The organism is Sulfitobacter sp. LC.270.F.C4, from assembly GCF_032922545.1.
Lineage (GTDB): Bacteria > Pseudomonadota > Alphaproteobacteria > Rhodobacterales > Rhodobacteraceae > Sulfitobacter > Sulfitobacter profundi.
On sequence record NZ_CP136692.1, the window covers coordinates 3133603 to 3158275 of the forward strand.

Below are 24673 nucleotides of genomic sequence, written 5' to 3' on the forward strand. Positions count from 1 at the left end.
TGAAGCTCGAGATTGGCAGCCGCCAACAGACCTCCCGGATCGATGCATGCTCGAACAGAAGAAACCACACACACTCCCTTGTGTTTCCCTCCCCCCATTCCCACATCGTGTGGTATTGCAGGATATATTTCACGAGGGCCATATGAGCGCGGCGATCACTTTCTTCCCTCTCGGCAATGTGTCCTCGATCAGTAGACCGAGGCGCCTGGTCTGTTAGAAGGCGGCGTGGCCACGTTCATGGCCTAATACATGTCCGATAAAGGAGCGCCGAAGCTGGGCAACTTGGCACAAGCAGAGCGATCTCATCCCGCGAGCCCCCACACACTGTCTACCGACGCTCATAGCGCACTGCTGACCTTGGCTGCTTCTGCTACGAAGTTCCAGAAAGGACCGTTTGTTTTCCGCCGATACAAATTGGGGGGGAAACGGGCTATTGCCGCACCTCGCGTGAACGGCAGCTATTCGGACGCGCTCAATACCCATTCTGGCTTGGTCGACCCCTCATTGAGCACGTCAAGCAATGGGCAGTCAGGGGTGTCGGCGCCTGTGCAGCATGAAATGATTCCGGCGAGAACGGTTTCGATCGCCTGAAGGTCGCGAATTTTGGCGCGGACCACGTCAAGATGGTGGCGCCCCATCCGCTCGACTTCGGCGCAGGTGTGGCTTCCGCGATCGACGAGGGACAGCAGACCGCGGATCTCTTCCAAGGTGAAGCCAAGATCCCGGGCGCGCATGACGAAGTTCAGCCGTTCCACGTGCGCCGCGCCGTAGCGGCGATGGCCCGACGCCGTGCGGGGCGGATCGGGCATCAGGCCCACGTTTTCGTAGTAGCGGATCGTCTCGAGATTGCACCCGGTCAGGCGCGCGAGATCCGACCGCTTCAGGTCGCTCGCGATGGCGTGATCGTCGGGCATAAGAAAACCTCTTGATCCTGTAGTTACTACAGACCCTATCTTACCTGTCATCGAGAGACAACCAAGGTGACACGGTGAGCGAAATGATAGAGACCGAGCGACAGGCAGGAGACCACCCGGACAAGTCGGGCTGGGCCGCTACGGGCGCAGGTGTGCTCGGCGCTTTGGCAATGACCTCCTGTTGCATCCTGCCGCTTGTGCTGGTGAGCCTCGGCGTCACTGGCGTCTTCATCGGCCAACTTACTGCGCTTTACGCCTATAAATGGGTGACCTTTTCCCTCGCGGCGTTGGCGCTCGGCTATGGCTTCTGGAAGGCCTATCGCCCGGTGCCCGCCGATTCCTGCGGCACCGGCGCCTGCGCACGACCAGTGGATCGCGGCGTGATGCGGACGCTGCTCTGGAGCGCACTCGCCATCGTGCTGATCGCCCTGGCATTTCCTTATGTCGCCCCGCGCATTCTGTCCTTTTGAAACGGAGACTTCGATGAAACGAACCCTTCTTGCCGCGACGCTTATGCTCGCTCCCGCAATGTCGTTGGCGGGCGAGGCCGAGACCCGGCTGCATGTCACAGGCCTGACCTGCCCCTCATGCAGCTACATCGTCGCCACCGCTTTGAAAAAGGTGGAGAGCGTCGAGATCGCGGAATTCGCCCAGGGTCAGGCCGAAGATGGCACTTACCTGCTCCGCTATGATGACGCTGTCACTGATCCCGAAACTCTGGTCTCGGTTGTGACTGGCGTCGGTTATGGCGCGTCTCTCGCCGCCGGGAGCGGATCGTGACCGAGCCCGAGACATCCTCGGGCAATAACGACCGCCTTCTGAAATACGGGCTGATCGGCACCGTCCTCGTGGCGCTGTGCTGCTTCACCCCGGTCCTCGTCATCCTGTTGGGCGTGGTCGGGCTGTCGGCGATGCTGGGATGGCTTGACCTCGTGCTGCTGCCGGCCCTTGCGGTGTTCATCGGGATAACCCTCTACGCGCTCTGGCGGCGCGGGCGCATCAACTGAAGTGAAACTGATATGAAAGATTACTGTAAAGGCGGTGCCTATGACCTCGCCGTGATCGGCGCCGGCTCGGCCGGGTTCTCGGCCGCGATAACCGCCGCCGAAGCCGGAGCGCGGGTTGCACTCATCGGCGACGGGACCATCGGCGGCACCTGCGTCAACGTGGGCTGCGTGCCGTCAAAGGCGCTGATCCGTGCGGTGGAGAGCCTGCACCATGCCCGCGCCGAGAGCCGCTTCGACGGCATCGAGGCCGAGGCCCGCGTGACCGATTGGGCCGCGACAGTGGCGCAGAAACAGGCGCTGGTGGAAGAGCTACGTCAAGCGAAATACGCCGACGTGTTGCCCCGGCACGAGAGTGTTAAATACATTGAGGGCCACGCCCGCTTCGACGACGAGGGGCGTTTGACGGTGGACGGCGCGGTCTTTCCGGCGGCGAAGATTATCATCGCGACCGGCGCCCGCCCGCATGTGCCGACGATCCCCGGCATCGAAAGGGTGGATGCGCTCGACAGCACCTCGGCCTTGGAGATGACCACGCTGCCCACCTCCATGCTGGTTCTTGGCGCTGGCTACATCGGCGTGGAGTTGGCACAACTCTTCGCCCGCGCCGGTGTCGCGGTGACACTGGTCAGCCGTCGTGGCGTGCTGCCGGAGGCCGAGCCAGAGATCTCCGAGGCGCTGGAGGGCTACCTCGCCGAAGAAGCCATTCGACTGGCGCGGGTCATGGGCTATGAGAGCGTGACCCGCGCCGGTAATACCATGCGCCTGACCGCCACGGACGGAAAAACCTTCGACGCCGAGCGGCTGCTGCTGGCCACCGGACGGGTGCCGAACAGCGATGGTCTGAACCTCGGCGCCGCCGGGATCGAAACCGATGCGCATGGCGGGATCGTCGTGGACGAGCAGATGCGCACCGCCAATCCGAAGGTCTGGGCCGCAGGCGACGTCACCGAGCGCGACCAGTTCGTCTATATGGCGGCCTACGGCGCCAAGCTCGCGGCCCGGGACGCGGTGGCAGGCGAGGCGCGCAGCTATGACAACGCCACGATGCCCTGGGTAGTCTTCTCTGACCCACAGGTGGCGGGCGTGGGGCTGAGCGAGGCGCAGGCGCGGGCTGCCGGGCACGAGGTGATTACCTCGGTCCTGCCGCTGGACGCCGTGCCCCGTGCGCTTGCCGCCCGTGACGTGCGTGGGCTGATCAAACTGGTGGCGGAGGCGGGCAGCAAGCGGCTGCTGGGCGCGCAGATCCTCGCTCCCGAGGGGGCCGACAGCATCCAGACGGCAGCGATGGCGCTGAAGGCGAGGCTCACCTATGAGGAATTGGGCGACACCATCATGCCTTATCTCACCACAGTCGAGGGGTTGAAGCTGGCTGCGCAGACCTTCGAGAAGGACGTGGCCGCGCTTAGCTGCTGCGCAGGGTGACTCATGAGTGACAAGTCTTCGCAAGATTTCCTCGGCTCCGCCACCGGCTCGGTCATCGCCTGGTGGCTGCCCATCGGGGCTATGCTCCTGGCGATCCCGTTGTCCGATAGCCCCAAGACGGTGATCTGGCTATTGGCGCTGGTCTGGATGGGCGGGGCTTGCTTGCTCAACGCCCGACGCTGCGGGCGTGTCCATTGCCGCTACACCGGGCCCTATCTGCTGGCAATGACGTTGCCAGTGCTTGGCTACGGCACCGGGCTGATGCCGCTGGGCGACGAGGGATGGCTCGGCCTCGCGGTCGGCGGAGGCACCGCGGCGATCTGGGAGCTGAGCGAGCGCTTCATGGGCAGATACCGCTGAAAAGCCCAGAGTCCCCCCAGCCCAACACGTGAGAAACGAGGAGCATGTATGACCGAAACACTCGACCTGATCGTCATCGGCGCCGGCATGGCCGGGATCAACGCTGCGAAGAAATGCAGCAAGGCCGGCTGGTCGGTCGCCATTGTCGATGAACTACCTTACGGCGGCACCTGCGCGCTCAGGGGTTGCGATCCGAAGAAGATGCTGCGTGCTGGTGCCGAGGCGGTCGAGGCCGCTCGGCGTCTTGAGGGCAAGGGCATCACGGGCGTGACCCGGATCGACTGGCCTGCCCTGATGAAACACAAGGAGAGCTTCACCGACCCGGTGCCGGAGAGCATGGAAAGCGGGCTCAAAGTAGCCGGGGTGCAAACGCTGCATGGCCGCGCCCGGTTCACCGCTGAAGACCGGATCGAGATCGAAGGTCATGGCGAGATCGCCTTTCGCCATGCACTTATTGCCACGGGAGCGAAGCCACGCCTGCTGGAGTTTCCCGGCGCCGAGAAGCTGATCGACAGCACGGACTTCCTGAACCTCGCGGAGATGCCCCGCCGGATCGTCTTCGTCGGCGGCGGCTACATCTCCTTCGAGTTCGCCCATATCGCGGCGCGGGCGGGGGCGGAGGTGACAATCCTCGACCGTGGCGCGCGGCAGCTGAAGATGTTCGACCCGGACTTGGTCGACATGCTGCTCGAGCGCAGCCGAGCCGCGGGGATCGAGATCATCCCTGAGGCCGCGATCGAGCGGGTCGAGGATGTGGAAGCAGCCCACCGCGTCAGCTACCGAAAGGGGAACGACATTGACGCCATTGAGGCCGACCTCGTCGTTCACGGCGCCGGAAGGGTGCCTGCCATCGATCATCTTGACCTCGCCGCTGCGGGCATCGAAACCGAGCATGGCGGCGTGAAGGTCACTCCCTGGCTGCAATCGTCGTCGAACCCGCGCATCTTCGCAGCGGGCGACGCCGCCGCCTCGCCGGGTAAGCCGCTGACCCCCGTGGCGGTGTTCGAAGGCAAGATCGCAGCATCCAACATGCTGAAAGACAAGCGCACCGAGCCCGACTACACCGGCGTGCCAAGCGTCGTGTTCACGATCCCCGAGCTGGCGCGGGTCGGCCTCGTCGAGGCCGAGGCACGAGAAAAGGGCGAAGTCGACATCAGCTTCACAAACACCTCGGGCTGGTTCTCGCAGAAGCGGTTGGGCGAAAGTCACGCGGGCGCGAAGCTCATTACCGGCGAGGACGGCAAGATCCTTGGCGCGCATATGTTCGGCCCGGACTACGCCGAATTGATCAATGTCTTCTCCCTGGCAATCAAGCTGGGGCTGACGGCAGCCCAGGTGAAGTCGATGCCCGCCGCCTATCCGACGGGGGCATCGGACATCGGCTCAATGTTTTGAAACGAACAGCGGTCCTCCGCTGCGGAGTATTTCAACAGCAGCTGAGGGCCGGAAGCGTTCATTGCTGAGAGGAAACTTTTGGTTCACGTGCACGCATTGATGAGGCGTTATATAAATCATAGCTCGGGTCGCATGGGATAGCGGGCGGAAACCCCTCTTCGGCTATAAGTGAAAAAATAGAGCCAAATATTTCGCTCTCGGAAAAATGGCCAATCTTCTTTTTATAGCGCCGATTTGAGGCGTGGGGAACTTGACGCCGACCGTGCTGGGTCGGCACCCGCAAGGAGACTTCCTATGCCCCGTGACTTCTGTTTCACGCCTCCCCACACCGCCTTCATCGTCACCAACGCTGCGGCAATTTGCTCGTCGGCTTCGCTCTTGGGCGGACCAGTCGCCGAAGCGCGCGTCCATCGTCTCATCGACGATGTGAGCCTTGCATCACCGCTCACCAGCCGGATGGAACGAGAGCTTAATGCTTTGGAAGACCTGCTTAGCCTGGAGAACGTTCAGGATATCGACAGCGTAGAAGCGGAGCACTTCGCACGCATCGATCCCTGCGCTCCTGTCGTCGAGGAAATCTGCCTGCTCCTCGACGGCTTGCGGCAAGCCCGAGCGCAATCGGCGGACATGGCCGCCTGAGCCAATCTGGCGCATGCACGCGCCAGATTGATGTGTCGGCTTGTTGTCGGCACCAGACAAGACAAGCAATATGCAGCTCATTTCCACGGCAAACGTAACGGAGATGGGGAACCAAGGGGCAGACCCGATTGGATGGCAGCGTCGGCTTCGAGACGCGGTTTTCGATGTCCGCGATGATCTGCCCCTCTCGATGCGCTTCGCCTTAGATCGCGCATGCAATGTGCCTCGGGAGAAGCTCCTGACACCATCTGGCTTGCAGGAGGCCAGAGAGAGATCGTCGCGACTTCGATCCTTGGTTCGAGGGTTGGGAAGGGCCCCATGCTGTGCCATACGGAGGAAGGTGATCCTATACCATAGACGGGACCGAATCCGGACGACGGGTCGAAATCCTGCTTCAATGCCTCGACGAGTTCCGCTGCCGGGCGTGGCGCTCCATCGATCTGCTCACGGCGCGGGCGGTGCTCGCAACTCGTCATGTGGTTGCCGCTGCGGAACCATCGGCGTCGTCATCACCTGACTGCGAGACTTAGACGCCGTTTTTTCGAGATGGCCCATGGGCCTGCTAAAGCTGGCACCGAAACCGGAAAGGGCCTCGGATAATCCGCGGCCCTTTTTCGTGTTATTCGGGCTCGGAAGAGGTGACTTGTTCTGATCATGGCCCCGGCCTACATCTGCAAGGTGATGCGGTGCCAGCTCTCCCGGTTTACTCCAAGATCGCCAATGTGCGCCGATATCTTGTAAAATGTGCGCGAAATTGCCCAAAAAGTGCAAACTTTGCTTGGCGACACACTAACTCAACTGTCAGTTACACCATCCACTTTCCAAATCGCCAATTCGGCCCATTGAAATCATTGGATTTTCATTTCTTGGGTACCAGCATAGGCTTTCCGGATTCCACCATACCTTTTCTTGGGGCCGTGGTCTGGAATGCGAAAAACGCAGGAAAAAGATTTTCCTAAGTCCTGAAATACAAAAAGGCCCCGGCTATTGCAAGCCGGGGCCTTAATGAGCTGTCGAGACGGTAATAAAGGCAGGTCAGTCTACGCCTGCCAAGAGATGATCGACATCACATGCACGGTAATCTTCCCGCAGGAATGGATTGTGACCTGGCATGCACCCGGTACGTGCGCCGTATCGATTGGCTAGCATCTCGAGCGTCAATTCATTGCAGTCCGGTGACAAATTCGCGAACAAGTCGACCATGAACTTGAAAACGCGACCGAACAGGTTTCCGTGGCCGTAGCAGAGCCTGCGATAGATGTCTTCGCTTCGAACCTGGTCAATGACGATGCCAACCGCGGCAGCATAGCCAACAAACGCAGTGTCCACCTCGTCGAGATCGGTGTCCAACATCGGGTTGATCGTCCCCATGTGGAACGCAGTCATCAGGTTTCGGAACTGAGGATCGAGGTTCACCTTGTCGAGCAGGTCGTTGATACCACTGAGCACGACCACGACCGGCCAGTGCCGATGCTTCATGAAGGTCTTGATCGAGTTAATAACCTTGCGGGCCTCCTTCTCACCAAGCGTCTCGAACATGTGCTGACATTCATCAATATGGATGAGCCAAGTGCCCGTCCGTTCAAGCTGGCGGCGGACTTGCGACCAGATCTCGTGTTCGGTCTTCCGGGCTGTCATCTCGTATCCAACTTCGCGTACCACGGAAAGCCCCAGCGCCTTCCATGTAGTCTCGCCATCAAGTGCGATCTGCAGAAACTTCACGTCCCTTCCGCATTCCAGCTTCGTCGTGTGTTCGGCGAAGCGCTTCAACGCGCGATTAATTTCGCGCGTCTTTCCGGAGTTACTTTCTCCGACCACCACCACCAAACCGTTGCCTTCCCAATGCTCGCCAGAGAGGACACCGGCGTCGAAGTCATGGATCACGGCACGCAGCTTTTCATCGAGAGTGTTCGCGCGCGACATCTGAAAAAACAGAGCTTTTAGTTTCGCGCGCCGCTGAACCATCGAAAGGTGGCGCGGAATAAGAAGGTCGGTCATGTAAGAGTTCCTTTGCCTTTCGGTGCGCCAGAGAAACGAGAGCTAGTTGATGACTGGTCGGTTACCGAAGATACATTGGTTGGCGAATCAGACCACGAGGTTGGAGGGTCACCTGCAGCAGCAGTCGGCGGGAGCTCCTGAGCCTCCTGTCCACCTTCAGCTGCGAATAGGTTCATGCTGCCCGGTTCAAGGTTTGAAGTTGTAGTCGAGTTGGAGCGCTTAGCAAAATAGGCCGCTTTCTCAGCAGCAATATCCTCAGCCGTGTGAATGCCGTTGCCTTCACCATCGGCCAACAATGTTTCCAGATCAGCTGAAAAGACGGCTTCAGGGTCCGCGTCAATCTGGAGCTTGAAACAGAAGCTATTTTCAAACCAAGACAAAGTGTCCGCATCAATTTCGGTAGACGGTAAACCATGTTTCTCGACAGCCGATGCGATTTTGCCTTGGAACCACTTTGTATGCTCGAGCAGAACGTGCTCGTAGAAAACGCGGTCCTGAGGCCGGGTACGGGTCATTTCCTTGATTGCCGCCATCCAGGTCCGAAGTGTGAATTTGGCAAGATCCTGACGCTGGTTCGTCAGATGCACGGGCTTGCCATCGACGATCGCAGTAACTTCCCGCAAGTCGTTCGGATCTATGCGCACTTCGACCTTGCGCTTCTTCCGCTTGAGAACAGCTGAAAGTGCTTCTTGATCACCAAAGGGGATACCACAGATACGTAGCCCCTCCTTGGACAGCATCCGCTGCATCCGCACGCCAGTTGCATTGCGCCGAATGCGAGGAGGCGCAGGATGCACGATGCCGTAACGTTCATGGTGTTTCCACGCATCAACCGGGCGTTTGTTCATCAATCCCGAATGGGGCTCAAGATGATATTCATCGACGATGAACCTGATGATCAAATGGCGCAGCTCATCTGCGTTGAAGGCAGCCATCTTTTCGCTGTCATAATCAACAAGACAGTCAACAGAGTAACCGGTTTTGCCCGGCAAAGAGTTTGCGAAACGCGTGCGGAACCCACCGAACAAGCGCTCGACGAAAGGCTTGTCGGTCGGTACACCCGCACGTCCGTAAACAATGGATGCGCCCAAAGCGACGACGGCGGCCTGAACCTCCTCGTTGAAAAACTCAGGCCCTGTATCAACGATAATTGTCCCGATACCGGAGTGCTGGTGCCAAGGCATGCGGCAGCCTGCCAAACAGCTAATGTCTGATTTATCACGCCCGATCATATCAAGCACTTCGATCACCGTCCTAGCGTTCGGTTTTTCAGATACGCCGACGCCCAGAACGCCGCGGGTCGCCACGTCGATGGCCGCGCAGATGAAAAGCCTTTGCCGTGTTCTCGGCCTACCTTTCCCCTTTGCCTTCTTCGCCATGTTGGCGTTCGCAAGGTCCTTCTGTAGATCCGGGGTTAGCAGATCCCAAAAGGCGGATTTTTTGGCGAAGGTCATTACGTCGCCAGTCCAAAAATCCAGCTCGACCATTTCTCCAATTTTGAGAGCCCGGACGCCGTGCTGGGTCGGTGAGAACTCCTTCTGCGCTGCGCGAACGCCTTCCCGACCAAGTACCAGCTGCAAAGCATTGAACTTATTCAGCCGTCGATAGACTGTATTTGGGTGCGGAACCGTGAGCTGCGTGCCGCGGCCTTGCTCAAGCAACTCACAATTCTCCTTTGCGAAAACGATGGTCACAAGCTTGACGATGGACGTCTTTGATGGCTGTGCCTTGCTCAGGTATTTCTGGCAGCATTTATCAAGCAGAACATCTTCTGCCAGCGTCAGACGCGGAAGCGTGTTCCCTTTCAACTTTTTCGGCAAGAATACCTTCGGGTGAGGCTTCTCCATGCCAAAGTACAGCTTGCAATAGTTGCTGACGCTCTTTGCCCCCCAGGTTTTTGCCGGGAATTCACCGTCCTTGTCGGAACCCAAGGCCAAAAGGCGCTGACGATCAAACGCCCGCTCCCGAATCTTGTCATAGTTCTTAATTATTGACGTCGGCGTGTACGACCCGCCCTTGAGGATGGACTGGGCTGCCAGACACCACGCCTCGCGCTGTTGCGCGAGCCGATGTTCCGTATATTTGGCGTGAAGCCACCCATCATCAGCAACGTTTGTATTGGTTTCTCGATCAACTGTGTCGCTTGAGAAATCTGTGTCGATGGTGACATCCAGACGAGACAAGAGCTCACGTACCTTGCTGTCCTGTATGACAAAATAGCGCGCCTCCTCTGAGTCACCGACATACCGGTCCCGCACAATTATCCCGTCCTTTGCCAGACCGGCGACCACGACCGACTGGCCCTCGTATTCGATCAAAGCGCCTGTCGGGAGCGAGAAATGCTGAACGTGTATGGTCATGCGGCACGCTCCATGACGGTGGGGTAGTCGATCATGCTCGGGTGCTTCTGCATCAACCGGCGGTCCGCAACGAACCGCAGCACCGCGTCGAACGCTCGACCCTTATCCACATTCCGGGGCCCCATTTCGCAACGGAACACCAGTTCTTCGACGGTGAACGCGGGCGTGTTAATGTTGTCGTTCAGTACGGCAACCAATCGGGCATCAGCCTCTGGATCAGTGAACCGTTTCGCCAGAAACATCCGTTCGAGGTTGCCGCGCCGCCAGGCCGGGAAACAAACCTCGGAAATTGCTGCGAACCCAACACCTTCCGGCAAAGCCAATCGAACCTGTTGGCAGATCAGCGCATGCCGGGGGCGGCTGAGATTGTCTTCGTTTTTCACGTAAAGGTAGATTTGGCGCCCGTTGCGCAGTGTTACTAAAAAATCAAGCGTATTGCTTTTTACTTTTCCGACGGGCTCCGAGAATTCAACTTTCCTCGGCTGGCATTTCAAACCGTAGGTGTTGGGATGGAGCAACGCATCAAGCGACACCGACCGTTCGAGACCGGATTCATGACCGATCACGCGAGGACGGTGACCATCTTCTGCTGTCCACCCGACGAGCAGCCCGGTCTTCGCCCAGGCACTGCGGTGGACTACGCCCCTTTTCCCATCGAACGGAAGCAGATCCTCCAGGCCGCTATACCCATCAACGTGTACTTGGCCTTCAAAGGTAATGAGGCCTTCAATCCCCTCGGCATCAGAAAAATTCAGCTGCTTAACTGCGTCACCGTTGCTTGAAGCTGCGCGGTCATGCGCCGCGATTGTGGTGTGTGTTGCGATTTCCTGAGTATCGCGATGTTCATGTGTAATCGTCATTTGGTCTCGCTTGATGGCACAGTTTAGCTGGCCTCGAACCGCAGGGCGGCCGAGTGGCATGTGCTCTCGTTGGCTGAAGTTTGATCGTTTCCTGGGCTAACCGGGGCGCTCACTTGAGCGCCCCAGTCCTCCGGGCATCAATCAGGGGATTCCGGATTTCATCTCTACTCGTTCCTCTTATTCATCTCTTCTTCACCAAGAGGTAAGCGGAGGTCGTGAAAGTTCTGAGCGAAAATATTCGAAAAAATATGTATCTAAAATAATATATACTATCAGTCACTTACGCTAAACGCCCCTTTCGGAGGCCAAATCCTCGCGATTTCAGATAAGGTCTCTGACAGTGCATTGAACCCCTTCTCTTCCGCGATTCGAGACAGGCGAGTCGGTTGCTGCGCCATTACACGACGTGCCAAATGTAGTGGAACACTGACGCCACCCAAGCCCACTGGAACACAATATCCAGCGAGGTCGATGTCAGGTGATAGCTGCGAAGTGTCCAACTTTACTGGGTTGGCCAGCCGGTACCACCGCGACAATGTATGTGCCCACTTTTGGTTCTCGGTCACATGGATCAGCAATGAAGTCTGGATAAAGGTTGTTCCAAGGTTTGGGTGCTTAGCCCCCCACCCATGCAGTTTCATCTTCTGCCCCTGAAGAACGATCAGGTAGTCGTCCACCATTGGCGCGTCACGTTCTTTGCCGTGAGGGTCCGGCCCTTTCATCGCAGCTTGGAACGCGGTGATACTGCGCGTCAGCAGGTTGTAGTACAGGTCATCGTGCATCTTGTTCATCTGTCCAAATAAGGGTCGCCCCGTTCCGGGCATGCTCCGGGGCGGGGGGACGTTCGAGAGTTTTAGGATGAACGCGCGTGTTCGAGGGCGGCTCTAACGACAGCCGGAAAAGAACGTAAAGCAGATAGCGATGCGAAAAACACCACAATGAAAACAATCTGTTATAGGTATGATGAGCGATTCTTGGGGATAACCGGATTCTGAAGGACTTATTCGCAAAGCATTTTGCAATCCTGAGTTGCGGTGAGCTCATGCAATTCGCAAGCATATTTGGATAGAAAAGCTAAAGACGCCCTTCTTCAGCTAGTCGCAGCCTCGAAATCTTGATCCTGATTCGCTAATGCTACCCATGAGGCATCAATCTCAGGACCGCTCGATTTGATGACGCTGGCTTCCCATTCCGCGTCGCTTTCAGCGTCCAACGACTCTTTGACCTCCCGCTGGGCTGAAGAGCTAATCGCGTTATCTTGGCTGTGCCGCCTATAGCGTTTCAGCTATGAACTCTTACGCTATTATCTAATTTTCGATTTGAACGAATGCTGCGACTTCTTATCTCCATTTAGTATCAAAATGGAGCATTTCGCTGACCGACATCCAATATCCATCGACCGCACGCCGCATCATACATATAGATATGGATGCCTTTTTCGCATCGGTTGAGCAGAGAGATCATCCAGAGCTGCGAGGCAAACCTGTGGCGGTCGGCCGCGACCAGGCGCGTGGCGTGGTGGCGGCCGCGAGCTATGAAGCCCGGGTCTTTGGCGTGCGCTCTGCCATGCCTTCGGTAACTGCGCGCCGGCAATGCCCGGATCTCATCTTCGCCCTACCCCGCTTTGAGGTCTACCGCGCGGTCTCGGCGCAGATCCATGAGGTCTTCCGACGGTCCACTGATCTCATCGAGCCGCTTTCACTCGATGAAGCCTATCTCGATGTCACCAAAGCCTGCGCCTCCGGCGTCACTGCCACGGAGATTGCGCAGGCGATCCGACAAGGCATCAAGTCAGAGACCGGGCTGACGGCCTCGGCCGGCGTCAGCTTCAACAAGTTCCTCGCCAAGCTGGCCTCGGATCAGGACAAGCCAGATGGGCTCACGGTCATCACGCCGCGCAAGGGAGCGGATTTCGTGGCGTCCCTCCCCGTCGCGCGCTTTAACGGGGTCGGCCCCGTCACCGAAGCCAAGATGAAGAAGCTGGGCATCCTGACCGGTGCGGATCTTCGAGAGAAGTCGCTGACCTTCCTCGCTGAGCACTTCGGCTCTTCGGCCGAGCATTACCACGCGATCTCGCGCGGCATAGATCCGCGCCCCGTGCGGCCGAACCGGATCCGCAAATCGGTGGGCGCCGAGAACACCTTTGCCGAAGACCTGACCGACCTCGATGAAGCCGTCGCCCGCCTCGCGCCGATTATCGCTAAGGTCGTCAAGCGCTGCGGCGAAAAGGATGTGGCCGGAAGGACAGTGACCTTGAAGATCAAATTCGCCGACTTCGAGCAAATCACCCGACGAATGACGCTGAGCGCAGCGATCCGGGACCCAGCGACAATCATGGCAGTCGCCCGCGAGTTGCTGGTCGGGGAATTCCCGTTCAGGAAAGGCATCCGCCTTCTCGGGGTGAGCATGTCCGGGTTTGAGGTGCGTGATTCTCAGGATGAGGCACAGCTCGAGCTGTTTTGACTGCGATAAAATCAGCCTGTCGTTCCGAAAACCCAGAAAGGCCGTTTCTTTCTTTTGGGCGGAGCGTAATACAGGCCAAGCGACCCTCGCACCACCGCTCGATCACAGGACATGACATGAAGACCCTTACCCCATTCGCCCGGATCCTTCTGGTGGTCTTGGGTCTTCAATCCCCTGCCGCCGCCACCGCCGAGACATCTTGGGAGAAGGCAATCGAAGCCGTAGAGGCAAAGTCATCGGAATATTTCGACTACGCCTTTGAGCTGGGGTCCGGATATCCCGGCACTGCGCTCAACGGCATCGGATCTGATCGGCACATCTGTGCAATCACCGGTCGTATGCTCGGCTTCCATGATGAGATCCATGAGGCTGAAAACTTTGACAGCCCTGCCATGACAACTGATGCAGACCCCTTCGCGCTCATGGAGCACAGCGTGTTTCTGGATGCATGGGTTGCATCCGCACGTACAGCGCTTGGGATGACTGAAACCCAAAGGAAGAGCCTTTGGAATCTCGAATGCCCAGGTAAACATGGAATTCCGACAACCGCTTTTATCGACGACCCAGAATTGCAGGGTGACTTCTCCGTCGATGGGGAGAGATTGATGGTCTATGGCGACATCGATCTCGGTTTTTACGAGCGTTTTGTCGAGGCCCTCGACAAAAATCCAGCGGTTACCGAAGTATCTCTCGGAAGCGCCGGCGGCAATGTCATGGGCGCTCTCCTGTCTGGGCTGGAGATCCGAAAGCGCGGTTTGAGCACAACCCTTTATGGCCCCTGCTATTCAGCCTGCCCGCTTGTTTTCATGGGAGGAGAGTCCCGGACGATCTGGATGGGCCCGGGCCCGCACCTTGGCTTTCACCGTGTCTACACCCCCGCGGGCGAGGTCCCGCTCGATGACGAAGTCTACAGACATCTCTCGGAATACATGGTGGCCATGGGAGTCGATCCGGTGCCCGTCTTGGGTTGGATGATGAGGTCCGGGATGAAAGAGATGTATGAACCCGCTCTCGACGACTTCTGTGCGCCTAAAGTGGCGACATGGGTCCAGAGGATTTGCTGATGCCTGGCTTGGGGAGGTCGCCCCGCCCCCTTGTGGGAGCGCAGGCTACCGAATGAAGCTGCTCAAAGGCGTATCGGGATCCCACATGGCGTACCATCTCACACCGACGCGCAGATCTGCCTTCTGGTTGCCCTCGACGTAACTGGCGAAGGAGCTGTCCACTGGCACATAGGCTTCCTGTCAGAAGTTGACCGAGAAGGACCTGGAGGTCCGATCGCGCTCGATGAATGGCAGAGCGTTCTCCCGGTCCCAGGCAAATCTGCTCATGGCATGCGCTTCAGACGACGGTTCTTTTCTGCCATTTCTTTCATCTCAGACATCAAAGAGTCTCCATGCCGCCAAACTTGGCCCGCCATTTGTAGAAATGGCGCTACTCACCCCATGCTCGCGGCAAAGCTCCGAGACCGGCACATCGCCCTCAGCCTGCTTCAACACCGCCATAATCTGCGCGTCGCTGTATCGTCCGTTCTTCATCGTAAATCTCCTCGGATATCTTGCCGAGAAAACTCTACTTTTGAATACCACTAATTTGGGGGGGGGATTACCGGACGACTTCAGTCACGAAGCACATCAGTTTGCATCTGTTGTCTCTTCCAATCACCATCAACTATAAACTAAAAAAACGATCGTTTGTTTTATTTTCTATCGACCTGTAGTCTTTATTGTGTGTCGGTCTCCGCGGAGGGCGGGGTCTGAGACACTTTGGAACCCATGGAGGAGATTTACGATGTATCGACATAATTTCTTGAAAGCCGCGATGGTCGCCGGCGTTTTGCCTTTGATGCCAAGCGTGACCCAAGCCGAAAGCCTGCAGGCCCCCCCTTATCTTATGACAGGCGCAAATACGGTTACTATCGCGCTTGAATGGGAAGAAGCGAGCGTGAAAAACCTAGTACCGGAAACGCTGACAGCCGCCGAAGATCTTTCTGGCGGTATCAACGTCTATTACGTAGGCGATGCCGTCGGATTGAGCGTTTATTCATCCGCCTATGCCTATATCAACGTTAAAGACCCGGAAAACGAAGGGGCGACTGCGCGCCATATTCTTGGGGGGTGGTACGGACCGGATCCAAAGGTCAGCGCGGCGATGGATAAACATTTCGGTGCGCCTGTGAAGCCCGGGAGTTCCGAGCAGAAAGCTGAAGGAAATACTTGGGTCGGAGAAGGCGGAGACGATACCGGCTCGATCAAGATTGTTATCGAGCCTTCTGATGACTGCGCCGCCGGGGGCGGAGTGTTGAATTATCTCGATGGTGAAATGACCCGCATGGTTATTCCGTTCATCGGCAACTTTTGCCCCGGCAAACCTGTGTCGATAGATATCTCCGGTCCCGAAGGCTCCGCACTGTCGCAGGTGAAAGTCAGCAAAATGCTCGGCGGCGGCCAGTTGAAGGACGGCACGTTCTCTTTCACCCGTTGACCTCTACGACAGCGGCAAGGCTTCGCAGATGCGCGCCCCTGGAAACCTTCTAGGGGCGCGTTTCCATTCAGTTTGAGCTCTGCGGACAAGGCTGCGATATGTGCCGTCAGGTCAAAGCAACGATTTCAAATCGATCTCGCCATTCGCCACATCCGCTGCCGTCGGAGACCGATCGCTTTCAATTAGCCGCTTGCCAACCATATAGGCGCGCGGATCATTCATAGCGTCCACAGCGAGCAGTTTGTCGTCGACATAGTACCAGTGAGAACGACTGGTCGGCACGGCCCCTTCGCGTGTGACCACCCGGTTATACCCTGCGTTCAGCCCCGCGATCTGCAACTTCACATCGAACTGATCTGACCAGAACCACGGCTTTGGCACGTAATCCTCTTGCTGCCCCATCATATTCATCGCCACCGCCTCGGCTTGATCGATGGCGTTTTGCACGCTCTCAAGACGTATCAACGCCCCCCGGTAGGGAAGCCGCGTGCAGTCCCCCGCCGCCCAGATATTCGGGTCCGAGGTCTGCCCCTGCGCGTTGACAACAATGCCATCATCACAGCGAAGGTCCGCCGTTTCCGCGAGTGCGTCATTGGAACTTACCCCTATCCCCACAATTGCGAAATCCACTTCAAGCGCGTCACCATTCGTGAACTGGGCCTTCAAGGATTGTCCGGGCGCCAAGCTGTCCAAGGCGATGCCTTCGCGGACTTCAACGCCATGACTTTCATGCAAATTGCGGAAAAAGTCGGAAGTTTCGGGTGCAGCGACACGTTGCAGGATCCGCGGCGCCATCTCGACCAAAGTGACCCGCAATCCTAGCTTTGTAGCCACCGCCGCGGCCTCAAGCCCGATGTATCCCCCTCCGACCACTAGCAGCCGACGGTCCGGTACGAACTCCGATGCAATCAGATCGACATCAATGATGCTGCGCACCCCATAGACATGATCCAGATCGCCCCCCATCCCGGCTGGCAGACGCCGGGGCGATGAACCGGTGGTGATCGCCAGTGCATCATAGTCCAGTTGCTGCGCGCCGAGCCACACTACCCTGCGCGCCCGGTCAATCTGTGTCACAGGCTGGCCGAGGATCACCTCAATCCCGTTTTCGGCATAAAAGCGTTCGGGACGCAGGAACAGTTGTTCGACTGACATTTCCTTCATCAGGTACTTTTTCGACAACGGTGGCCGTTGGTATGGCAGGGCTGGCTCTGAACAGACCAAGGTTATGCTACCCTCATGCCCCAATTTACGCAGCTTCGCGGCCAGTGCGGCCCCCGCCTGCCCGCCACCGATGATTACAATCTTTCTCATGCGGTATGCCCTCTTCTGAATGATAACTGATTGGAGCGGCTACGCGTCGCCCGCCAATTGCCGAACGACGCTGCGGCTTACATCTGGCGCGGCAGGTACAGGACGATCTCGGGGAAGGTGATAATCAGCGCAAGTATCACAAGCTCTATTGCGATGAAGGGCAACACGCCCTTGAACAAAGCCCCGGCACGAAGCTTACCGTCGGCAGCGGCCAGCACGGCATAGAGGTTCAGCCCTACCGGTGGGGTGATTGCTGCGATCTCAATCAGTTTGACGACGAGCACCGCGAACCAGATCGCGTCGATCCCAAGAGATTGTGAAATGGGATAGAGGAAAGGTACTGCGATCACCAAGAGTGATACGGAATCGACGAACATCCCAAGCAGCATGAAGATGGCGATGGTAATCGCGATGAACCCAAAGGGGCCGATTTCGGTCGCAACAATCACACCGCGCAGCTCAGGAATAAAACCGCTGATCAACAGGAACCGGCTGAACAGAAGACCGCCAATAACAATCGCAAAGATGATGGCTGACATCCGCACAGCTTCGAGGAGTGAGTCCCAGATGTCCTTTCCATTAACTCGCCGCATGGAGAGCGCGATGACTAAGGCACCGGCTGCCCCGACTGCGCCTGCAGCCGAAGGAGGGTAAAACCCGAGGTAGATGCCCCCCATAACCAGCAACATCAAGAGCAGCACGCTCCACACTTTCGACAACGCCCGCCCGCGCATGGCCCAGGTGACGTTTTGATCGGCATTAGGTGCCCACTCGGGGCGGACGATCAAAAACAAGCGAATGCCGATCGCATAGCTGAATGCAGTCAGCGCGCCCGGGACGATGCCAGCAACGAGCAGCTGTCCAACAGGCTCTGACGTCAGCATGGCAAAGAGAACCATCGCGATGGAGGGCGGGATCAGCCCTGCCAACGTGCCGGCAGCGGCGATACAGCCCCCGGCAACGCCCCCGTTATACCCAAACCGCAGCATTTCCGGGAGGGCCATGCGGGTAAATACGCTCGAGGCCACGACAGTCGAGCCGGATGCAGCTGCAAATCCGGCCTGAGCAAAGATCGTTGCCATCAACAGGCTGCCGCGCAGTCTGCTCATCAGGTATTGTGCGGCGGTATATAGGTCGCGAATGATACCCGCGCGCCCGGCAATAGCGCCCATCAGCACGAACATCGGAATAACGACGAAATTATAGTCGCTCGTCAACGCATAGGGCATCGACTTGAAGGTCGTGAGCAGAAAACGATCTCCGACCGAGAGGTAAATCCCTACAGCCGCAACCAAACCCATTGCATAGGCCACAGGCACGCCGATCCCCAGCATAAAAAGCAGCGCTACAAATCCGATGCTACCTTCGGCCAATCCGCTCATTAAACTAGATCCTCTGATTGGTCATTGCCGGTGGCGCGCGCAATCATCTGCACCAAGACGATCAGGCAGGTTAGAGATGCCCCTATTGCGCAAGCCAGCTTTGCCGGCCAGATCGCGTAGCCCAACGTTGCAGCGGACTGCTCCCAGATTGCCATGCTTTCCAAGGCCAGAATCCAGCTTCCGTAGGTCAGCAGGGCAACGAAGACCAACCCAGCTCCTTGGGCGACCCACCAGCGGAACCGTACGACACCTGGCGACATGAATGGATTGAAAAGATCAACGCTGATGTGCGCATTGCGCCACTGCACCAAAGGCCAAGTCAGAAAGACCGCCGCTGCCGTTAGAGTGCCGGACATATCGACCTTGAACGGCAGGTAGAAACCAAGGGTTTCGCCCAATACGATATCGACCACCCCGACCACCATCACAACAAAGATCGCGACCGCACTGCCAAAGGTCACGACCTTTAAGGCGAGTGACACGCCCCGCAGCGCTGTCTGAAACGCAGCGGGGCTAGCAGATTTCGTAACGTCAGGCACGTCTTAGTTCTCGAAGGATGCCTCAGCTTTGCGCTGAAGCTCGATGATCGGGGCAATATCCGCTTCGCTCACACCTGCTTCCAGCGTGCGCTCTTTCCAGATTGCGATCATATCAGGGGACCGTTCAACAAAAGCGTCCATATCGCTCAGCCTTACGATTTGGCCGCCTGCTTCCTGAAACTCTTTGATCGCTGTCTGCTCGACCTCAGCCAGTTCAGCCTGCCCCTTGTCCATCGCTTCCTGCGCGACTTCGGTCATCAGGTCGCGGACCTCTTGTGGCCAACTGTCCCATGCCTCTTTGGAGGCGATCATTTGGAAGGTAGTGAACGAACCGGTGTTGATATCGGACCAGTAGGGCGCCACTTCTTCCAATTCTGAGAAGGTTGCCCATTCAATCGGGCCGAAGTTGCAATCGATTGTGCCCCGCTCAAGTCCTTCGCGTAATTCGGGAGCCTGAACCCGTGTAGGCACCATGCCATATTCTTCCATCCAAATTGGCACATAGGCGCCACCCACGGCGCGGACGCGCAGCCCTTTAAGGTCGGCCATTTCGTTCACCGGCTTGTTGCACAGCAAGGTGTAGGTCGATGGCACAGTCCACTTGATCGGAACGATGCCAGCGGCATCTGTTTCGGCCTTTACCAGATCTTGCTGATACATTTCACCGGTCAAGGTATTGGCGGTCGCTGCATTTGCCGAAACACGGTTTAAAAGACCTGCCGAAACCGCCATCATCGGCAACTCTTCGGCATGGACGGCCTGCGCAAAAACGCCCAGTTCAACAGCACCGTCGCCGACTAGTGACTTGATCTCGGTAAGCCCGCCCAGCTGGCCGGACCAGAAAATTTCGATGTCGATCTTGCCATCACTGCGGCGCTCGACCTCTTCGGCCCACCATTTATCCCAACTCACCGCGGGCCACGTCTCGGGCAGCGGATGCGCCATACGCAACGACAGCGAAGGATAGTCCTGCGCAAACGCCTGCGACGCCGCAAGTATTCCAAGAATTGCCCCACCCAGGGTCAGCTTATTTATCGAGCGCATGTGTACCTCCCGTATATCAAGCGCGGCCCAACCTTACGCACCATAAAGTTCCTCACTGCGGCGGGTCGGACATCAGACCTCAACGATTACAGATGCAATATCACTTGTCCACATAAAACCAAACGTTTGTTTGTATAGAATTAGCATGCAATGATTTTACCGGCGCGCGCCGAGTTCAGCGTCCCGCGCCGCGCTCACTTTGCTGTATATCCCCCATCGACCGGTACCGCCGCACCCGTGACAAAACTCGCCGCGTCACTGACAAGAAAAGAAGCGACCTCGGCCACTTCCTGTGGCTCACCAAGCCGCCCCATCGGATGCAGCGATTCCAGAAAGCTTTGCTGCTTTTTACTGCGCAACTCGGTGATGATCGGGGTATTGATATAGCCGGGACATATCGCGTTCACCCGCACCTTGGACCTGGCGAAAGCCACCGCAAACTGCTTGGTAAGACCGATTATCCCGTGTTTGCTCGCGGTATAAGCGCTGAGCGAGCCAAGAATGCCTTCGTTTTCGTGGTACTCATCAGCCCAACTGACCGCGCCTAGACCCGCGATCGAAGATGTGTTCAACACTGCCCCACCGCCTTGCCGGGCCATGATGGGACATGCGTGAACCGATCCGTAGTACACGCCCGAAAGATTGATCGCGTTTGTCGTCTCCCAATCCTTTCCACCGACACCAGCGTTATTAATTAGAATGTCCAGACGACCGTACTTTGCAACGACCTGTTCAAGGGCGTCCTCGACCGCATCTTCGTCAGATGTATCCAGATCCTCTGACGAGGCGAGCCCACCGCCATCCTTGATTAGCACGGCAGTAGATTGCGCGCCTTGGATATCGATATCTGAACAAATAACCCTCGCACCCTGACATGCAAGTTTAAGCGCAATGGCACGACCGATACCGGAAGCGGCCCCGGTAACAAAGGCTATGCGGTTTTCTAGGCTAGGCATAACGGGTCACCTTTCTAAATACGGCGGGCCCGAACGGTTGCAGAAACAATTTTGCGAAGATCACGACTGACCCTCTGCGTTCCTCATGTCGCGTTTGATTTTCTTCGCGAGGCTCCACTTATGCACCTCTGTAGGGCCGTCATAGATCCGAAAGGCGCGAACTTCGCGGAACACTTGCTCCACGATCGTGTCGCCTGACACGCCCTGCCCTCCCATACATTGCACACAGCGGTCAGCGACACGCATCAGCGCTTCCGACACAGCGACCTTTGCCATCGAGCTTTCGGAAGAACCGTTTGCACCGCTGTCCAGCACATCGGCGCACCAATATACCATCAACTCGGCTTGCTTGAGGTCCATCATGTTGTCCGCAAGCATGAAGCCCACGCCTTCATGGTCGATCAAGGGCTTGCCGAAGGCATGGCGTCGCGTGGCATAATTCACAGCGATTTCGTGCGATCGAATACATGCGCCAAGCCAGCGCATACAGTGGCTCAACCGCGCTGGTGCCAGACGAACCTGCGCGTATTTGAAGCCTTCGCCTGCCTCACCCAACATCTGGTCGGCGGGCAGCCGGAGGTTGTCGATCGTGATCTCGGCATGACCACCGGGCATGGAACTGTCGATTGTATCCAGTACCCGCTCAATACGGATGGCTGGATGGGGCAGGTCCACCAGGAACATGCAGGCGCCCTCTGCACCCTTCGCCATGACAATCCCCATACCGGCGCCATCGGCTCCGGTGATGAACGTCTTGCGCCCATTGATGACCCAATGATTGCCATCCTGCACACAGGTGGTTTGCATCATCGACGGGTCCGAGCCCGCACCGCCCTCTTGGGCCGGTTCAGTCATGAAAAACGCCGAACGAATGTCGCCGCGCACCATCGGGTCAAGGAACCGTCCCTTGAGGTGCGGCGCACCGACTTTGCCCAAAAGAAACATGTTCCCCTCATCGGGCGCACAAGTATGCACCGCCAATGGCCCCAATGGGGAAAGGCCCGAGCGGATCAGCACTGCGGCGGTTTCGCGCTGCGTCAGGTGGTCGCCATCGTCCAAAATATGCGGCGTCATTAGCCCCGCTTCGCGAGCCAGCACCTTCAACTCGTCCGAAAGCTCCTCCGAAGGTCCATGCGCGCCAAGCCGGTCGTCGCGCTCATAGGGCACGACCTGCTGCCGAACAAAGGTTTCGACCCGGTCAGCGATTTCGAGAGCGCGGTCCGAGATACCGCGGCGTTCCATTTCAAAGCTCATTTGGGCGCCATCCTGATTGCGCCGTCTAGGCGGATCGTTTCGCCGTTCAGCATAGGGTTAGAGATGATCGAACCGACAAGCTGCGCGAACTCTGCAGGCGCGCCAAGGCGGCTTGGAAACGGCACTTGCGCGCCAAGGGAGGCTCGTATTTCGTCGGACAGGGTTTCCAGCATAGGCGTCAGAAACAACCCCGGAGCCACGGTCATCACGCGAATACCATAACGCGCCAGTTCCCGCGCGATGGGCAGCGTCATTCCTACGACCCCCCCTTTAGATGCGGAATAGGCCGCCTGACCGATCTGCCCGTCAAAAGCAGCGACAGAGGCCGTATTCACGACGATTCCCCGTTCTTCCCCAAGCGGGTCAGCCTTGTGCAGGGCTACGGCGAACTTCGACAAAACGTTAAACGTGCCTGACAAATTGACGTTGAGCACCGAATTGAACGTCTCGAGAGATGCGGCAAGCCCATCTCGCCCAATCACCTTTGCGGCAGGACCGATCCCCGCACAGTTTACCAATATGCGGGCCGTTCTGTGCAGGCCTTCGGCCTCTGCAATTGCGCTCTCAACGCTTGTTGCATCGGTAACATCAACCTTGAAAAATGCCCCGTTCACCGCTTTGGCTTTTGCTCTACCAAGATCCTCATTCATATCAAAAATCGAAACTTTGGCACCAGCTTCCGCAAGCATGTCGACGGTCGCACCGCCCAGCCCCGAAGCGCCGCCGGTCACAATAGCGCTTTGCTCTTCTATCTTCATTTTCAACTCCTCATTGGACCGGGTCATCCTACCTGCGGACCTTCCTTCGATCATAGCGCCAGGCTGGCCGGTCTCTTTTTGACAGCCCTTGGCCATGCCACTCTACAAACCGCCCGCTCAACTGCTTATCGCAAACGCGCTTGAAATCTCAAACGCCACGGCGTACACCTGTCTTTATCAAACGAACGTTTGGTTGATGTCAACATTGATCGAGAGGTCTGCTCATGTCAGAAGCACCGCGTACCGAGGATCTTGTCTACGACCCCACCGACACTTCGGTGATGGCCAATCCTTTCCCCACCTACGCGCGGCTGCGCGAAGAAGACCCTGTGCATTGGAGCCCGTCGCTCAAATCGTGGATCATCACCCGCTATACTGACGTTCGCGACTTGCTCTTGTCCGACACGCTGTCGGTCAATCGGCTACTGCAGTTTTATAAATCGCTCCCACCTGCGGACGCGATGCTGCTTAAGGACATTATTCGCTATCTCAGCCTGTGGCTTGCGTTCCGCGACCCGCCAGACCACACGCGGGTCCGCCGTATCATGCGCCATGCCTTCACAACTGACGCGATCGCCGAAATGCGGCCAAAAATCGCCGAAATCAGCGACCTGTTGCTTGACCGGCTTGAAGCTTCTGGCACCAATGACGTTGATCTAATCCGCGAATACGCGCTGCAAGTGCCGGCCTTCGTCATCATGGATCTGCTCGATGTGCCGCGTGACATGCTCGACGAATTCAAGGAATGGTCGGATGATATGGCCGTTTTCATTGGAGGTGCGCGCAATTCCGGTGACAAATATGAACGTGCAGCGCGCGGCTGCCGTCATATGTCGGCCTATTTCCGTAAATTGATCGAAGAGCGGGCGGCCAACCCGAAACCCGGCTTCCTTATGGACCTCATCAATGCCCGAGATGAGGGTGACAAGCTGAGCGACGATGAACTCGTGGCCACTTGCATTCTCATTCTGTTTGCGGGCCATGAGACGACCACCAACCTAATCGGAAACGCCACCCTGCTGCTGCTGAGCAATCCTGAACAACTGTCGAAACTGCGCGAGTCTCCTGAACTTGTCGACAGCATGATCGAGGAAGTCCTCCGCTTTGATGGGCCGACCAACGGTCTGGTCCGGGTGGTGGCAAAGGACCATGAACTTCATGGACGCAGGCTGCGTGAGGGCGAACGGGTCTTCGTCATGGTCAATTCAGCTAACCGCGATCCGCGCATGTTCGAGGACGCCGAGAAGTTTGACATTACTCGGAAACAAAACCGGCATCTGACTTTCGGACAGGGGATCCACCTGTGCCTCGGTGCCAAGCTTGCCCGTGAGGAAGGCCGTATCGCCGTGAGTAAGCTGTTTGAACGCTTTCCCGATCTTTCGTTGGACAAAGAGAACCCACCGGAATGGTTGGACGCGATGGTGCCGCGCGGCACGCGGTGTTTACCGGTAAAACTTGCCGACTGACAGCACTCAGGCCGATCACGCGCGCGTCTTCATTCCTGCGGGGGCAAAACGTTGGCGC

Annotated in this window: 23 protein-coding genes and 1 pseudogene; 11 read left to right on the top strand and 13 right to left on the bottom strand. The window is 57.6% G+C overall.

Features of this window, described 5'->3' with window-relative positions; all coding sequences use genetic code 11:
- Window positions 1–458 precede the first annotated feature (458 nt).
- Window positions 459–914: a helix-turn-helix domain-containing protein gene (locus R1T45_RS19190; RefSeq protein ID WP_317389936.1), complete on the bottom strand. Its 456-nt coding sequence runs from the start codon at window positions 912–914 to the stop codon at window positions 459–461.
- Window positions 915–997: 83 nt separating this feature from the next.
- Between R1T45_RS19190 and R1T45_RS19195 the strand changes: the two genes are divergently transcribed.
- The 7 genes from R1T45_RS19195 (at window position 998) to R1T45_RS19225 (ending at window position 5737) form a co-directional block, all read left to right on the top strand.
- Entirely contained in the window at window positions 998–1384 is a 387-nt protein-coding gene (locus R1T45_RS19195) for a mercuric transporter MerT family protein (RefSeq protein WP_317391133.1), read from the top strand.
- 13 nt (window positions 1385–1397) lie between these two features.
- Window positions 1398–1694, top strand: a complete 297-nt coding sequence (locus R1T45_RS19200; RefSeq protein ID WP_317389937.1) for a hypothetical protein — start codon at window positions 1398–1400, stop codon at window positions 1692–1694.
- Window positions 1691–1921 carry a mercury resistance system transport protein MerF gene (merF, locus tag R1T45_RS19205; RefSeq protein WP_317389938.1) on the top strand — a complete coding sequence of 77 codons (231 nt, stop codon included), beginning with the start codon at window positions 1691–1693 and terminating at the stop codon, window positions 1919–1921. Before R1T45_RS19200 ends, merF begins: the two co-directional genes overlap by 4 nt.
- Before the next feature lie 12 nt (window positions 1922–1933).
- Window positions 1934–3343, top strand: a complete 1410-nt coding sequence (gene merA, locus R1T45_RS19210) for a mercury(II) reductase (RefSeq protein ID WP_317389939.1) — start codon at window positions 1934–1936, stop codon at window positions 3341–3343.
- A 3-nt stretch (window positions 3344–3346) separates the two neighbouring features.
- Entirely contained in the window at window positions 3347–3703 is a 357-nt protein-coding gene (locus tag R1T45_RS19215; protein WP_317389940.1) for a hypothetical protein, read from the top strand.
- A 48-nt stretch (window positions 3704–3751) separates the two neighbouring features.
- Window positions 3752–5098 carry an NAD(P)/FAD-dependent oxidoreductase gene (locus R1T45_RS19220; RefSeq protein WP_317389941.1) on the top strand — a complete coding sequence of 449 codons (1347 nt, stop codon included), beginning with the start codon at window positions 3752–3754 and terminating at the stop codon, window positions 5096–5098.
- A gap of 294 nt (window positions 5099–5392) precedes the next feature.
- Window positions 5393–5737 (top strand): hypothetical protein, encoded by a 345-nt coding sequence (locus R1T45_RS19225; RefSeq protein ID WP_317389942.1) that lies wholly within the window; start codon window positions 5393–5395, stop codon window positions 5735–5737.
- 1035 nt (window positions 5738–6772) lie between these two features.
- Here the strand turns inward: R1T45_RS19225 and R1T45_RS19230 are convergent.
- The 4 genes from R1T45_RS19230 to R1T45_RS19245 form a co-directional block, all read right to left on the bottom strand.
- On the bottom strand, window positions 6773–7735 hold the full coding sequence (locus tag R1T45_RS19230; protein ID WP_317389943.1) for an ATP-binding protein: 963 nt from the start codon (window positions 7733–7735) through the stop codon (window positions 6773–6775).
- Entirely contained in the window at window positions 7732–10095 is a 2364-nt protein-coding gene (locus R1T45_RS19235) for a Mu transposase C-terminal domain-containing protein (protein ID WP_317389944.1), read from the bottom strand. Before R1T45_RS19235 ends, R1T45_RS19230 begins: the two co-directional genes overlap by 4 nt.
- A complete protein-coding gene (locus R1T45_RS19240; protein WP_317389945.1) occupies window positions 10092–10955 on the bottom strand; it encodes a hypothetical protein in 864 nt (287 codons plus the stop codon). Before R1T45_RS19240 ends, R1T45_RS19235 begins: the two co-directional genes overlap by 4 nt.
- A 272-nt stretch (window positions 10956–11227) precedes the next feature.
- Window positions 11228–11737, bottom strand: a complete 510-nt coding sequence (locus R1T45_RS19245; RefSeq protein WP_317389946.1) for a DUF6634 family protein — start codon at window positions 11735–11737, stop codon at window positions 11228–11230.
- A gap of 601 nt (window positions 11738–12338) precedes the next feature.
- Between R1T45_RS19245 and dinB the strand changes: the two genes are divergently transcribed.
- Together dinB and R1T45_RS19255 are read left to right on the top strand one after the other, a co-directional pair.
- On the top strand, window positions 12339–13418 hold the full coding sequence (gene dinB / locus R1T45_RS19250; protein ID WP_317391134.1) for a DNA polymerase IV: 1080 nt from the start codon (window positions 12339–12341) through the stop codon (window positions 13416–13418).
- Between the two features lie 116 nt (window positions 13419–13534).
- Window positions 13535–14482 (top strand): hypothetical protein, encoded by a 948-nt coding sequence (locus R1T45_RS19255; RefSeq protein WP_317389947.1) that lies wholly within the window; start codon window positions 13535–13537, stop codon window positions 14480–14482.
- A 269-nt stretch (window positions 14483–14751) separates the two neighbouring features.
- On the opposite strand, the pseudogene R1T45_RS19260 reads toward R1T45_RS19255, so the two are convergent.
- Window positions 14752–14956: pseudogene (locus R1T45_RS19260) on the bottom strand (transposase); the annotation flags it as partial.
- A gap of 253 nt (window positions 14957–15209) precedes the next feature.
- On the opposite strand from R1T45_RS19260, the gene R1T45_RS19265 reads away from it, so the two are divergent.
- Window positions 15210–15902 carry a hypothetical protein gene (locus tag R1T45_RS19265; RefSeq protein ID WP_317389948.1) on the top strand — a complete coding sequence of 231 codons (693 nt, stop codon included), beginning with the start codon at window positions 15210–15212 and terminating at the stop codon, window positions 15900–15902.
- A 111-nt stretch (window positions 15903–16013) separates the two neighbouring features.
- Here R1T45_RS19265 and R1T45_RS19270 read toward each other — a convergent pair whose 3' ends face one another.
- The 7 genes from R1T45_RS19270 to R1T45_RS19300 all read right to left on the bottom strand — a co-directional run bounded on the left by R1T45_RS19270 (window position 16014) and on the right by R1T45_RS19300 (window position 23149).
- Entirely contained in the window at window positions 16014–17216 is a 1203-nt protein-coding gene (locus R1T45_RS19270; RefSeq protein WP_317389949.1) for an NAD(P)/FAD-dependent oxidoreductase, read from the bottom strand.
- Window positions 17217–17293: 77 nt separating this feature from the next.
- Window positions 17294–18598, bottom strand: a complete 1305-nt coding sequence (locus tag R1T45_RS19275; RefSeq protein WP_317389950.1) for a TRAP transporter large permease — start codon at window positions 18596–18598, stop codon at window positions 17294–17296.
- A complete protein-coding gene (locus R1T45_RS19280; protein WP_317389951.1) occupies window positions 18598–19137 on the bottom strand; it encodes a TRAP transporter small permease in 540 nt (179 codons plus the stop codon). The genes R1T45_RS19275 and R1T45_RS19280 overlap by 1 nt, the downstream gene beginning before the upstream one ends.
- Before the next feature lie 3 nt (window positions 19138–19140).
- Window positions 19141–20181, bottom strand: coding sequence for a TRAP transporter substrate-binding protein DctP (dctP, locus tag R1T45_RS19285; RefSeq protein ID WP_317389952.1), 1041 nt, complete (start codon window positions 20179–20181; stop codon window positions 19141–19143).
- 194 nt (window positions 20182–20375) lie between these two features.
- Window positions 20376–21137, bottom strand: a complete 762-nt coding sequence (locus tag R1T45_RS19290; RefSeq protein WP_317389953.1) for an SDR family NAD(P)-dependent oxidoreductase — start codon at window positions 21135–21137, stop codon at window positions 20376–20378.
- Window positions 21138–21197: 60 nt separating this feature from the next.
- Window positions 21198–22391, bottom strand: a complete 1194-nt coding sequence (locus R1T45_RS19295) for an acyl-CoA dehydrogenase family protein (protein WP_317389954.1) — start codon at window positions 22389–22391, stop codon at window positions 21198–21200.
- Window positions 22388–23149 carry an SDR family NAD(P)-dependent oxidoreductase gene (locus R1T45_RS19300; protein ID WP_317389955.1) on the bottom strand — a complete coding sequence of 254 codons (762 nt, stop codon included), beginning with the start codon at window positions 23147–23149 and terminating at the stop codon, window positions 22388–22390. Before R1T45_RS19300 ends, R1T45_RS19295 begins: the two co-directional genes overlap by 4 nt.
- Before the next feature lie 224 nt (window positions 23150–23373).
- Here R1T45_RS19300 and R1T45_RS19305 point away from each other — a divergent pair, with 224 nt between their 5' ends.
- A complete protein-coding gene (locus tag R1T45_RS19305; protein WP_317389956.1) occupies window positions 23374–24615 on the top strand; it encodes a cytochrome P450 in 1242 nt (413 codons plus the stop codon).
- Window positions 24616–24673: the final 58 nt, after the last annotated feature.

Coding starts and splice junctions, on each gene's coding strand:
- R1T45_RS19230 (WP_317389943.1), bottom strand. CDS start 7,735: ATGACCGACCTTCTTATTCCGCGCCACCTTTCGATGGTTCAGCGGCGC.
- R1T45_RS19270 (WP_317389949.1), bottom strand. CDS start 17,216: ATGAGAAAGATTGTAATCATCGGTGGCGGGCAGGCGGGGGCCGCACTG.
- R1T45_RS19265 (WP_317389948.1), top strand. CDS start 15,210: ATGTATCGACATAATTTCTTGAAAGCCGCGATGGTCGCCGGCGTTTTG.
- R1T45_RS19235 (WP_317389944.1), bottom strand. CDS start 10,095: ATGACCATACACGTTCAGCATTTCTCGCTCCCGACAGGCGCTTTGATC.
- R1T45_RS19300 (WP_317389955.1), bottom strand. CDS start 23,149: ATGAAGATAGAAGAGCAAAGCGCTATTGTGACCGGCGGCGCTTCGGGG.
- R1T45_RS19195 (WP_317391133.1), top strand. CDS start 998: ATGATAGAGACCGAGCGACAGGCAGGAGACCACCCGGACAAGTCGGGC.
- R1T45_RS19215 (WP_317389940.1), top strand. CDS start 3,347: ATGAGTGACAAGTCTTCGCAAGATTTCCTCGGCTCCGCCACCGGCTCG.
- R1T45_RS19275 (WP_317389950.1), bottom strand. CDS start 18,598: ATGAGCGGATTGGCCGAAGGTAGCATCGGATTTGTAGCGCTGCTTTTT.
- R1T45_RS19255 (WP_317389947.1), top strand. CDS start 13,535: ATGAAGACCCTTACCCCATTCGCCCGGATCCTTCTGGTGGTCTTGGGT.
- R1T45_RS19220 (WP_317389941.1), top strand. CDS start 3,752: ATGACCGAAACACTCGACCTGATCGTCATCGGCGCCGGCATGGCCGGG.
- dctP (WP_317389952.1), bottom strand. CDS start 20,181: ATGCGCTCGATAAATAAGCTGACCCTGGGTGGGGCAATTCTTGGAATA.
- R1T45_RS19290 (WP_317389953.1), bottom strand. CDS start 21,137: ATGCCTAGCCTAGAAAACCGCATAGCCTTTGTTACCGGGGCCGCTTCC.
- R1T45_RS19225 (WP_317389942.1), top strand. CDS start 5,393: ATGCCCCGTGACTTCTGTTTCACGCCTCCCCACACCGCCTTCATCGTC.
- R1T45_RS19240 (WP_317389945.1), bottom strand. CDS start 10,955: ATGACGATTACACATGAACATCGCGATACTCAGGAAATCGCAACACAC.
- R1T45_RS19305 (WP_317389956.1), top strand. CDS start 23,374: ATGTCAGAAGCACCGCGTACCGAGGATCTTGTCTACGACCCCACCGAC.
- merA (WP_317389939.1), top strand. CDS start 1,934: ATGAAAGATTACTGTAAAGGCGGTGCCTATGACCTCGCCGTGATCGGC.
- R1T45_RS19295 (WP_317389954.1), bottom strand. CDS start 22,391: ATGAGCTTTGAAATGGAACGCCGCGGTATCTCGGACCGCGCTCTCGAA.
- R1T45_RS19245 (WP_317389946.1), bottom strand. CDS start 11,737: ATGCACGATGACCTGTACTACAACCTGCTGACGCGCAGTATCACCGCG.
- R1T45_RS19200 (WP_317389937.1), top strand. CDS start 1,398: ATGAAACGAACCCTTCTTGCCGCGACGCTTATGCTCGCTCCCGCAATG.
- R1T45_RS19190 (WP_317389936.1), bottom strand. CDS start 914: ATGCCCGACGATCACGCCATCGCGAGCGACCTGAAGCGGTCGGATCTC.